Genomic DNA, 8,259 nt, shown 5'->3' with positions numbered 1-8,259 from the left:
GGGGCCCCCCGGGCCCCCCCCCCCCCCCCCGGCCGGGATGCTCACCGGGAAGCGGCGGTCTCGGCGGCGAACTCCGCGGCGAGCGCATGCTTGTCGATCTTCTCCGACCCGAGCACCGGCAGTTCCTCGGTCTGGAAGCGCCACCGGGTCGGGATCGCGAAGGACGCCAGGTCCGAGCGCAGGACCTCGACGATGTACTCCGCGAGGTCCGGCCGGCCCGCGGTGGCCTCGTCGACCACCACGACCGCCGCGACCTCCTCCCCCAGGTCGGCGTGCGGCAGGCCGATCACCGCCGCGTCGAGAACGCCGGGCACGCCGACCAGCGCGCGCTCGACCGACAGCGGCGCGATGTTCTCGCCCCCGCGCAGGATGAGGTCCTTGCTGCGGCCGGTCACCCAGAGATAGCCGTCCTCGTCGAGGTAGCCCAGGTCACCGGTGTGCAGCCACCCGTCGGCGTCGATGGGGCCGGACGCCTCCCCGTAGTAGCCGAGCATCTGCGACGCGGCGCGGAGCAGGACCTCGCCGTCCCCGCCCGGCGTCCGGTCACCGAAGGAGATCTCGACGGTGGGCAGCGGCAGACCGCAGCAGCCGGGCCGGTCACGGGTGTCGCGGCCGCTGGCCGCGGTGGCCTGCCCACCGTTCTCGGTGAGGCCGTAACCCGTGGCCACGCGTGCCTGGACGGACGGCAGCTCGTCGCGGATCCGCTGGTACAGACTGGGGTGGGCGGGGGCACCGCCCAGCGTCAGTGACCGCAGGCTGTGCAGGTCGACCGGCCGCTGCGCCTGGGCGTCGAGCAGCCGGCTGACCATGGTGGGGACGGCGCTCCAGCGGGTGACACCGTGCGCGGCGATGAGGTCCATCGCCGCGTGTGCGTCGAATTTGCCTTGCGGGAACACCAGGGTCTCGCCGACCATGACCCCCCGCACGAGGGTCTGAACGCCGCCGACGTGGAACAGCGGCCCCGTGTGCAGGGCGACGCTGGGCGCCGCGCCCTCGAGTTCCTGCGGAAGCCGCTTGGTGATTCTCAGCAGCGAGTGCAGGCCGGAGATGATCGAGCGGTGCGAGAGCACGACCGCCTTGGGGAATCCGGTGCTGCCGGAGGTGAACAGAATCAGGGCGGGCTCGTTCTCGTCGTCGCTGTCGGGACGCTGCGGCGGCGGACCGTCGACCGCGTCGGCCATCAGCCACGGCGCGACGGGACTCCCAGCCGGCACCTTGTGCTCCAGGCGGCGGTCGGCGAGCACGGCGACAGGTGTGAGCGCCGTGAAGGCGTGCTCCATCTCCCGGGTGCTCCACCAGGCGTTGACCAGGACCGGGACGGCGCCCAGCCACCAGGTGGCCCAGAGGTTCACCACCCAGTCCGGGCTGTTCCAGCCCAGCAGTGCGACCCGGTCCCCCCGGCCCACCCCGTGCTGGCGCAGCTGGGCCGCCTTGCGACCGACCGCTGGCACCAGGTCGCCGAAGTCGAGCCGCACGTCGCCCTGCACGACATGGGCCCGGCCCGCCCAGCGGTCGGCATGGTCCAGCAGGGACTCCAGCCTCCGCGTCCGCGGCTCGTACATCCGGAACGGGACGCCGCCTACCTGTTCGACAGTGACATCGCGTCCCCACGATGGGATCGGGCCGCTCATCGCCGCTTCCTCTCTCCGCCGTCCACGCGGGCCATCCGGCCGACGGGGCTCGGCAATGGTCGTCTGCCCGTCTGCTCGCCTATGCGGTTTGACGGACTTGTTCGCAAACAAACTCGGACTGCCGACAGGCGCTTGACGACCTGCAACCGCCGTTGGCGGCGTGCGCTCAACGGAAGACCCGACGCTCGACCACCAGCGGGTCGTGGCTCGGGATCACCTCGCAGCCGAACCGCTCGATCCGCCGCATGCTCTCCTCGTAGGCCACGAGATCGGTGAAGAAGCCGGACGGGATCCGGTCGGCCTCCGCGTCGCCCGCCCAGTTCTCGTACAGATCGACGCAGTCACCCGCGAGCAGGTAGCGGTTCGCCTCAGCCTCGACCACGACCCCTTGCGAACCCGGCGTGTGACCGGGCAGGGCGACCACCGAGACCCCCGGCGCCAGCTCGGTGTCGCCGTCAATCGCGTCGATCCGGTTCTCGGCGCGTAGCCACGCCGGGATCAGGTCGGGCACGGCCTCGAACTGGCGCCGATGCCACCCGACCGGCCTCCGTGCGAAATCGATCTCGCGCCGCTGAAGGACGATGCGGGCGTTGGGGAACAGATGGTTGTTGGAGCAGTGGTCCCAGTGCAGGTGGGTGTTGACGACCAGACCCACCTCATCGGGGTCGACGCCCAGCGCGCGCACCGCCGCGTCGGGCCGCTCCTCGGGCGTCTGCTCCATCCTGATCCGGTGGTGCTCCCAGGCCCGGCTCAGGTCGGCCCCGGTGTCGACGATCACCGGCGTGGCACCACCCTGGATCACGAACATGATCAGCGGGATGTCCAGGGTCTCGCCCCAGCCCCGGAGGTAGGTGAGCGCGGCCTTCTGGAGGCCGAAGACGCGGCCGACCGAGACAGCTGTGACTGTCAGCTTCACGATGTCACCCCCTGCTGCTCCGCGGGCGTCTCGATCAGTTCGTTGCCGACGGTCTCCCGCAGAGCCAGTACGCACAGCAGGCTCACCAGGCAGTAGGCGGCCAGGAACAGGCCGAACACGAATCCGCCGTGGCTTCCGATGATGCTGGCGGCGACGAGCGGAGGTACCGCGCCGCCGACAACGCCCGCGAGGCTGTAGGAGAGCCCGGCCGCGGTGTAGCGGTAGCGGGTGTGGAACAGCTCGGACAGGAACGACCCCGCGACGCCGAATCCGTGACCGGCGATCAGGAAGGTGACCGCCATCCCGACCCAGAAGGCGGTAAGTGTGCCCGTGTCCAACAGCGGAAACAGGACCAGCGCCCAGGGGATGCCGACCGTGTTGGCGACCAGCAGGACCCGCCGACGGCCGAACCGGTCACTCAGAAGGCCACCCGAGATGATTGCGCAACCATTCACAACATTTCCGACAATGCCGGCCGTCAGCACCTCGGGTCGGCTCAGGCCCAGCGTGGCAGTGCCGTAGTTGGTCAGGTATGCGATCCCGATGTAGCCGAGCGAGAAGGCCGTCACCAACGCGCCCGCTCCGAGCAGGAGCTCCTTCCACTGGTTGACCACGGCCTCCTTGAACGGCAGCCCGCGGTTGCTGCGCCGACGCTTCGCCTCGGCCTCGAACGCGGGGGTCTCCTCGATCTTCAGCCGCACGTAGAGACCGACGGCGATAAGCACGAAGCTGCCCAGGAACGGGAGGCGCCATCCCCAGGACGTGAAGGTCTCGTCGCTCATGTAGAGCGCCACGGCGAGGAACGTGGACAGGGCGAGGATGTTCGCGACCGCGCCGCCGAGATTGGTGAACATGGCCCAGAAGCCGCGGCGGCCCTTCGGTGAATGCTCGGAGGTGAACAGCGTCGCGCCCGCCCACTCGCCGCCGGCGGCCACGCCCTGCGCGACGCGGAGCAGGACGAGCAGAATGGGTGCCGCGACCCCGATGCTCCCCGCCGTGGGCAGTGCGCCGATGAGCACGGTGGACACGCCCATCAGCGACATCGTGAAGACCAGAGTCCGTTTGCGCCCGAGCCGATCGCCGAAGTGCCCGAACAGGATCGACCCCAGCGGGCGGGCGACGAACGCGACGCCCTGGGTAGCGAACGAAACAATGGTACCGCCATGGCCGCCAAAGGCCGGGAAGAACGCATCCGCGAAGACCAGGGCCGCCGCGGTGGCGTAAATACCGAAATCGTAGAACTCTACGACGGTTCCCAGTAAGCTTGCCAGCGCGACTTTGCGCATCTTCTTCGGATCCGACTCATTTTCGCTGGCGATGGACTGGTCGGCGGTGGGACCCGGCGCAGGCACGTCTTGTAGCGTCATCAGGAAAACTCCGCGAGTTGTCGGGCGACCCGGACGGGCCGGATATGACCTATCTGTTCACTGCCTTCGGCAGGTCCGTTCCGGGCTTCTCTGCACTGCACACCCGCCGCCAGGTGGACGCCCGGCGGGCGCTCCTTTCCCGGTGGGTGGCTCCTCCCCCCGCCCCACCTGCCAGACAGACGGCCCGACCCGTGGCCGGGGCTCGTCGGCCGTTCGTCACGGAGCGGGACAGGCGTCTGGCGGGGTCACGCCCAGACCGCGCCAGCGCCGCGGCACCACGGTCCGCAACACCCCCCCTGTTCCTATATACGAACGAGCATCTCCAATCGGGAACTCTGGAGGGAAATTAGCCGTGGTCACCACGGGCGGTCAATAGCCCCACGCGAGCCACCTGCGCGGACCAGCCCTCCCCCGGCCGCGTTGACACCCACGCCACGCGGTGGAAGTATCCGTAATGGCGACCCAACGTTCTGATTTAGGAACGAGCGAGGGGGTTGGTCGATGGGGGTTGGTCGAGGCCGTCCGTCGAGGCCACGGTCGGCCGCGCTCCGGCCACGGCGCACGGCGGCTCGTCCGTTCACGCCCGCAGGCCCCGGATCCGCCCACCCGGCCGGCGCGGAACACCTCGATGCCCGGGGGCCAGGTCGGGCGCCGCCGGCCACGACCCGACGGCCGGGGAGCAGCCGGCTTCGTCCCCGTTACCGCGGGCCCCGCGCAGGGAGTCGTCGGCTCGACCGCCACCGCACCGTGGGCGTGGTGTCCTCCGTCCATGCCCGCCGCGGCGCGGCGGCCACCCGGGCCCGTGGTTCCCCAGCAGGTCCGCGGCCCTCAGGCCACCGGACCACACCTACGCACTCCGCACGAACGCAGATTGGGAGCAGATGACGACGACACATGAGGAAAAGACCGACGGCATCGCGAGAGAACTGGCGCTGGGCACATTCACCGACGAGTTGCTGGAGGAAATGCGGGCGCTGATCGGGACGCAGCTGCGCACCGACGCCTGCGTCAACAACGAGTACGCGACCCGCCTCGCCATCCTGCGCTTCGCCGAGGGGATAGGTGACGACAACCCGCTGTGGACCGACGCCGACTATGCGGCGGGGACGCGGCACGGCGGCATCGTCGCTCCCCCCAGCTTCGTCTTCGCCTGCCTCGGCTCCGTCCAGGTGGGGTGGCGCGGCCTGGGCGGGTTCCACGCCGAGACGACCATGACCTTCGAACGGCCGATCCGACTCGACGACAAGATCACAGCCACCGTGGTGTTCGACGGGTTCGACGGGCCCACCGACAGCAACTTCGGCGGCCGCCGCATCAAGGACTACCTGCGCCAGGAGTACCGCAACCAGCAGGGCGAGCTGGTCGCGACCTTCATCTGCTCCCGGATGCGCTTCGAGCGCGGCGAGATGCAGAAGCGGCGCGACTCCCGCAAGATCGAGCTGCCCCACCCGTGGACGGACAGCGAGCTCACCGCGATCGAGGCGGACGTCCTCGCCGAACGCCCCCGCGGCGCGGAGCCGCGCTACTGGGACGACGTTGCCGTCGGTGACGAGATCGACGTCATCACCAAGGGCCCGATCGGGCTGACCGACTTCATCGCCTACATCGCCGCGGGTGCCGCTCCCATTCCCCGGCTGTCCGCGCACGGGGTCGCGCTGCGGCGCTACCACAAGCACCCGAAATGGGCGTTCCGCGATCCGAACACACACGCCCTCGAACCGGTCTACTCGGTGCACTACAACGACTACGCGGCCCGCCTGCAGGGCGCCCAGATCGCCTACGACGTCGGCATCCAGCGCACCTGCTGGCAGATCCACTCCCTGACCAGCTGGATGGGCGACGACGGCACACTCAAGGCCCTACACGGCCAGTACCGCAGCCACGTATACCTCTCGGACGTGGTGCGACTGGGTGGCCGCGTGGTGGCCAAGGAGATCGACGCCGACGGCGACCATGTCGTGCGCGTGGAGACCTGGGCGACCAACCAGCGGGACACGAACGTCATGCCCGGATCCGCCGTCATCGCGCTCCCGAGCCGCGAGGGGGCACCGGCCGACCGGTGAGGCGCACGCCGTCGTCGCGGGCCGGGCACCGCGCCCGCCGACGGCGTGGGCCCGGGCGTGGACCCGCTCGCCGCCGGACGACGCATCACCCGTTCAACGGAGTCTGTAGTCCTTGAGCAGGGCGCGGCTGATGATGCGCTTCTGGACCTCGGACGTCCCCTCGCCGATGAGCATGAACGGGGCCTCCCGGTAGAGACGCTCGATCTCGTACTCCTTGGAGTACCCGTAACCACCGTGGATCCGGAACGACTCGGTGGTCACCTCATGGCAGTACTCACTGGCCAGATACTTCGCCATCCCGGCCTCGACGTCGTTACGCTGCCCGCTGTCCTTCTTACGCGCGGCGTTGACCATCATCAGATGACCCGCCTCGACCTTGGTCGCCATGTCCGCCAGCTTGAACGCGATCGCCTGATGATCAGCGATCTGATGACCGAACGTCCGCCGCTGCTGGGCATAGGCGATCGCCAACTCGAACGCCCGGATCATGATCCCGCAGGCACGGGCCGCGACGTTGACCCGCCCGACCTCCACCCCGTCCATCATCTGGTAGAAACCACGACCCGCCGCCCCGGGACCACCCAGGATCGAACTCGCCGGCACCCGATGACCATCCAGGATCATCTCCGTGGTCTCGACACCCTTGTACCCGAGCTTCTCCAGCTTCCCCGGAATCGTGATACCACCATCGGTACCAAACCCCGGCTCCTTCTCCAACAGGAACGTCGTCATGTTCCGATAAACCGACTCCGCACCCTCATCGGTCTTCACCAACGTCGCGACCAGACCGGCACGGGCACCGTTGGTCAGCCACATCTTCTGCCCGGTGATCGTGTACTCGTCGCCGTCACGATCAGCCCGGGTCGTGATCGCCGACACATCCGAACCACACCCCGGCTCACTCATCGAGAACGCCCCACGCAGCTCACCGGTCGCCATCCGCGGCAGCAACCGCTCCCGCTGCTCGTCGGTACCATGCTGCAACACCAGATACGCCACGATGAAATGCGTGTTGATCACCCCCGACACGCTCATCCACCCACGGGCGATCTCCTCCACCACCAGCGCATACGTCAAAAGCGACTCCCCGAGACCGCCGTACTGCTCCGGGATCGTGATCCCGAACAGGCCCATCTCCTTCATCGCCTCGACGATCGCCTCGGGATACTCGTCCTTACGCTCAAGATCGCCCGCGTTCGGCAGGATCTCCTTGTCCACGAACGACCGCACCGCCGCGAGAATGTCGGACTGCACCTCGGTCAGCCCGTCGGTCTGCGCGATCCTGCCCATAGCGGCTCCTGTGTCCTTGAGGTCTCGACGGGGAAACAGCCAGGCCCGGGTCAGCCGACCGGCGGCTCGAAGGCCGCGGTACGCGCCATACCCGCGGCACGGCCCTTACCCGCGATCACCTCGGCCATCTTCCGGCTCGCCTCGTCGATCATCTCGTCCCCGAGCATCACCGCGCCCCGCAGCCCACCCTCGTCCGAGGTGTGCCAGGCATAGGCGTCCAGGATCAGCTCGGCGTGATCGTAATCCTCCTGCCGGGGGGCGTACACCTCGTTCGCGGCGTCGATCTGCCCCGGATGCAGCACCCACTTACCGTCATAACCCAACGCCGCGGACTTCTTCGCCACCCCACGGAACGCCTCCACATCCCGGATCTGCAGGAACGGCCCGTCGATCGCCTGCACCCCCCGCGCCCGCGCCGCCTCCAGGATCTTGAACAGCACGTAGTGGAACGGGTCCCCCGGATAATCCGGGTTCAACGCACCCACCACCAGCGACGGCATGTTCATCGACGCCATGAAATCCGCCGGACCAAAGATGATCGTCTCGATCCGCGGGCTCGCGAACGCGATCTCCTTCACGTTCGACAGACCCAGCGCGTTCTCGATCTGCGCCTCGATACCGATCCGACCGACCTCGAAACCCATGACCTCCTCGATCTGCGTCAACAGCAGATCCAGCCACTGCACCTGCGCGGCGGTCTGCACCTTCGGCAGCATCACGCAGTCCAGGTTCGCCCCCGCGCCCTCGACCACGGTCACGACATCACGGTAGGTCCACTTCGTCGTCAGGTCATTGACCCGCACGACCCGGGTCTTACCCGCCCAGTCACCCTCGTTCAACACCGACACGACGTTCCCCCGCGCCGACTCCTTCGCCCCCGGGGCGACCGAGTCCTCCAGATCACAGAAGATCTGGTCGGCAGGAAGCCCCTGCGCCTTACCCAACATCTTCACGTTCGAAGCCGGAACAGCCAGACACGACCGGCGAGCACG

Annotated in this window: 6 protein-coding genes; 1 reads left to right on the top strand and 5 read right to left on the bottom strand. The window is 68.6% G+C overall.

The genetic code is table 11. The features are described from left to right. Positions 1-41: 41 nt before the first annotated feature. From MXD62_RS31990 to MXD62_RS31980, 3 genes are all read right to left on the bottom strand, one after another. A complete protein-coding gene (locus MXD62_RS31990; protein ID WP_248833097.1) occupies positions 42-1,631 on the bottom strand; it encodes a class I adenylate-forming enzyme family protein in 1,590 nt (529 codons plus the stop codon). A gap of 166 nt (positions 1,632-1,797) precedes the next feature. Beyond that, positions 1,798-2,547, bottom strand: coding sequence for an N-acyl homoserine lactonase family protein (locus tag MXD62_RS31985; RefSeq protein WP_248833096.1), 750 nt, complete (start codon positions 2,545-2,547; stop codon positions 1,798-1,800). Next, positions 2,544-3,914 (bottom strand): MFS transporter, encoded by a 1,371-nt coding sequence (locus MXD62_RS31980; protein ID WP_248833095.1) that lies wholly within the window; start codon positions 3,912-3,914, stop codon positions 2,544-2,546. Before MXD62_RS31980 ends, MXD62_RS31985 begins: the two co-directional genes overlap by 4 nt. A gap of 881 nt (positions 3,915-4,795) precedes the next feature. On the opposite strand from MXD62_RS31980, the gene MXD62_RS31975 reads away from it, so the two are divergent. After that, positions 4,796-5,977 carry a MaoC family dehydratase N-terminal domain-containing protein gene (locus MXD62_RS31975; RefSeq protein ID WP_248833094.1) on the top strand — a complete coding sequence of 394 codons (1,182 nt, stop codon included), beginning with the start codon at positions 4,796-4,798 and terminating at the stop codon, positions 5,975-5,977. A 93-nt stretch (positions 5,978-6,070) separates the two neighbouring features. On the opposite strand, the gene MXD62_RS31970 is transcribed toward MXD62_RS31975, so the two are convergent. Together MXD62_RS31970 and MXD62_RS31965 are read right to left on the bottom strand one after the other, a co-directional pair. Next, on the bottom strand, positions 6,071-7,267 hold the full coding sequence (locus MXD62_RS31970) for an acyl-CoA dehydrogenase family protein (protein WP_248833093.1): 1,197 nt from the start codon (positions 7,265-7,267) through the stop codon (positions 6,071-6,073). Between the two features lie 50 nt (positions 7,268-7,317). Beyond that, on the bottom strand, positions 7,318-8,259 hold a 942-nt coding region (locus MXD62_RS31965; RefSeq protein WP_248833092.1), incomplete at its 5' end, for a CoA ester lyase.

It is taken from the genome of Frankia sp. Mgl5, from assembly GCF_023242985.1.
Taxonomy (GTDB): Bacteria; Actinomycetota; Actinomycetes; order Frankiales; family Frankiaceae; genus Parafrankia; species Parafrankia soli.
This window is presented reverse-complemented; position numbering and strand designations above follow the sequence as displayed.

What these genes read in the sequence shown, in the direction of transcription:
- MXD62_RS31990 (WP_248833097.1), bottom strand. Translation starts at nt 1,631, where the DNA reads ATGAGCGGCCCGATCCCATCGTGGGGACGCGATGTCACTGTCGAACAG.
- MXD62_RS31980 (WP_248833095.1), bottom strand. Translation starts at nt 3,914, where the DNA reads ATGACGCTACAAGACGTGCCTGCGCCGGGTCCCACCGCCGACCAGTCC.
- MXD62_RS31975 (WP_248833094.1), top strand. Translation starts at nt 4,796, where the DNA reads ATGACGACGACACATGAGGAAAAGACCGACGGCATCGCGAGAGAACTG.
- MXD62_RS31970 (WP_248833093.1), bottom strand. Translation starts at nt 7,267, where the DNA reads ATGGGCAGGATCGCGCAGACCGACGGGCTGACCGAGGTGCAGTCCGAC.